This is a genomic window from Desulfobaculum sp. (assembly GCF_054921475.1).
Genome location: NZ_JBUDSW010000372.1, coordinates 1 through 2,532 on the forward strand (window position 1 = coordinate 1; position 2,532 = coordinate 2,532).

The 2,532-nt window shown below is 61.9% G+C and carries 2 protein-coding genes; one reads left to right on the top strand and one right to left on the bottom strand.

Annotated elements, in window-relative coordinates:
- Positions 1 to 130: 130 nt before the first annotated feature.
- Positions 131 to 1,222 (top strand): glycosyltransferase, encoded by a 1,092-nt coding sequence (locus ACY69P_RS16070; RefSeq protein ID WP_462328212.1) that lies wholly within the window; start codon positions 131 to 133, stop codon positions 1,220 to 1,222.
- Between the two features lie 83 nt (positions 1,223 to 1,305).
- On the opposite strand, the gene ACY69P_RS16075 is transcribed toward ACY69P_RS16070, so the two are convergent.
- Positions 1,306 to 2,532: O-antigen ligase family protein (locus ACY69P_RS16075; RefSeq protein ID WP_462328213.1), on the bottom strand; the 1,227-nt coding region annotated here is incomplete at its 5' end.

The window sequence follows — 2,532 nt, forward strand, 5'->3', positions numbered from 1 at the left end:
GGCTGGACATGTACTACACCCGCAGTTGGTCGGTCTGGATGGACATCCACATCCTAACCCGCACCTTCCGCGTGGTGCTTGACGGCGACGGCGCCTACTAGCCCTTTCACCTCTTCCTCCAAGGACCACCATGAAGGTTGCCCTCGTCCATTATTGGCTCGTGAACAGAAGGGGCGGCGAACGCGTGCTGGAAGCCCTGTGCGAGATGTACCCGCAGGCGGACATCTTTACGCACGTCCATGTACCCGGCGCCATGCCGGACACCATCAACGCGCGCCGCGTGCAGACCTCTTTCATTGGGCGCCTGCCGCGCATCGCCAAATGGTACCAATACGCCCTGCCCCTTATGCCGCTGGCCCTTGAACAGCTGGACCTGCGCGGGTATGACCTCGTCATCTCCAGCGAATCCGGCCCGGCCAAGGGCGTCATCACCGGCCCGGACACCACACATGTGTGCTACTGTCATTCCCCCATGCGCTATGTGTGGGACATGTATCACGACTATATTGAATCCGCAGGCACGCTCAAGCGCGCCCTCATTGCCCCGCTCATGCACTACCTGCGCATGTGGGACAGACTCAGCGCGGACCGGGTGGACGAATTTGTCGCCAATTCCGCCTTTGTAAAACGCCGCATTCACAAACACTACCGCCGCAGCGCCACCGTGGTGCACCCGCCTGTGGAAGTGGACGCCTTCACCCACGACGCCCCGCGCGAGGACTTCTACCTTATGGTGGGCGAACTCGTCGGCTACAAACGCGCCGACCTTGCCGTACGCGCCTGCTCGCGCACCGGAAAGCGCCTTGTCGTCATCGGCGGCGGCGAGCAACTTGAGGACCTCAAAACCATGGCTGGCCCAAGCGTCACCATCATGGGCCGCCAACCGTTCTCCGTCATCAAGGACCACATGTCCCGGTGCCGCGCCCTGCTCTTTCCGGGCAAGGAGGACTTCGGCATCGTCCCCGTGGAAGCCATGGCCTCCGGCGCTCCGGTTCTCGCCTTTGGGCAGGGGGGTGCATTGGAGACCGTCAAGGACGGCGTCACCGGCCGCTTTTTCAACGAGCAAACCGAAGACGCTTTGCTTGCAGCCATCACCGCATTTGAAGAGACCCTTGAGGCCTATTCCGCCAGCGCCATCCGCGCCCACGCTGAAGCCTTCGGTCCGCAACGCTTCAAGGACGACATGCAGCGCGCCATTGACGCCGCCATGGCCGCGTCCTAATCACGCGCAACGTTTTTCATGCAAAAGGGCGGCCCCGCTTTCTGCGGAGCCGCCCTTTGTACGTCTCGTGGTCCTCGCTGTGCTTACGCCGTATCGCGTCGCCGCCCGGCCACACAGGCGCCGAGTGTCACGCCAAGCAGGCCCATGCCCTGCGCCAGCCACCACGATCTGTAAAAATTATGCCCAGTCATACCGGTAATGAGATAGCCCATGTACCCGGCCCACACAAAGGCCGCCAGCGTCCAAAAGACGCGCTGCCCCTGCCGTCCGTTCCAAATGCCGCGCCGGATAATGCGCCACGCCCACCACGCCAGCCCAAAGAGAAACGCGCAGCCGATGAGTAGGCCCAGCACGCCGCCGTCGGAAAGAAACTGCAGATAGATGTTGTGCGGGTGCGGAATGTCATGGGGGTTGCGGACAAGCTCCAGCCCAAGGGCGTCGCGTCCGGGGCCAAAGGTTGAGGCTCCGGCCCCGATAAAGGGGTGGGACTCAAAAATCTTCCACGCAATGCGCCAAATCTCCACGCGCCCATCCTGCATGGCGGTCTCAAGACTCGCGCGCTGAGGGCCAAACAGCACAAGCGCCACAGCCCCTGCTGCCGGAATAAGCACCTTATACCATGCAAAGCGGCCGAGCACGGCCACCCACAGCAGGAACAGCCCACCGGAGAACGCCAACCACCCGCTGCGCGTCTTGGCAAACACCCACAGAAAGAGCGCCGGAGCAAGCACCAGCGCCGTCAATCCTGCACGCCCCCACGCGGAGCGCGGCGCAGCCAAAAGCGCCCAAAATCCGCACGCAGGCAAGAGCGCAATGCCCATATAATTCCCCACGCGGTAGGTACTCATGGACCCCGTCAAACGCCCACTCATGATGGGATCGCCCTTGATAAGGTCGGCGCCGGTGAAAAACTGCCACACGCCGTCCAGCCCCTGAACGCACACCGCCAAACAGCACGCCACAACCACGCGCCGCAGGTCGCGGACGCTGCGCACCACTTCCATACCAATAAAGGGAAGCAAAAAGCCCTGCCACAGATTGGGGCGCACATAGTCCCAGCTGTGGGGGATATTGATGGACCACAGAACGTTTCCGGCAACAAAGGCGTAAAAGAGCGCAAACAGCCACTTGCCACCAAAACGTGCAAGGTTGGAGTCCGCATAGCCATAGCGGTAATAGCAGGCAAGGAGCACGCCGCACAGAATTGGGCCCGCCTCACGAAAGGAATGTCCAAAAGGAAAAAGCGCCAAGGAGGCGACAAACACCCAACTCAGCGCCGTGCGAAAGCCTTCCGCCTTCTCCGCGTCCGT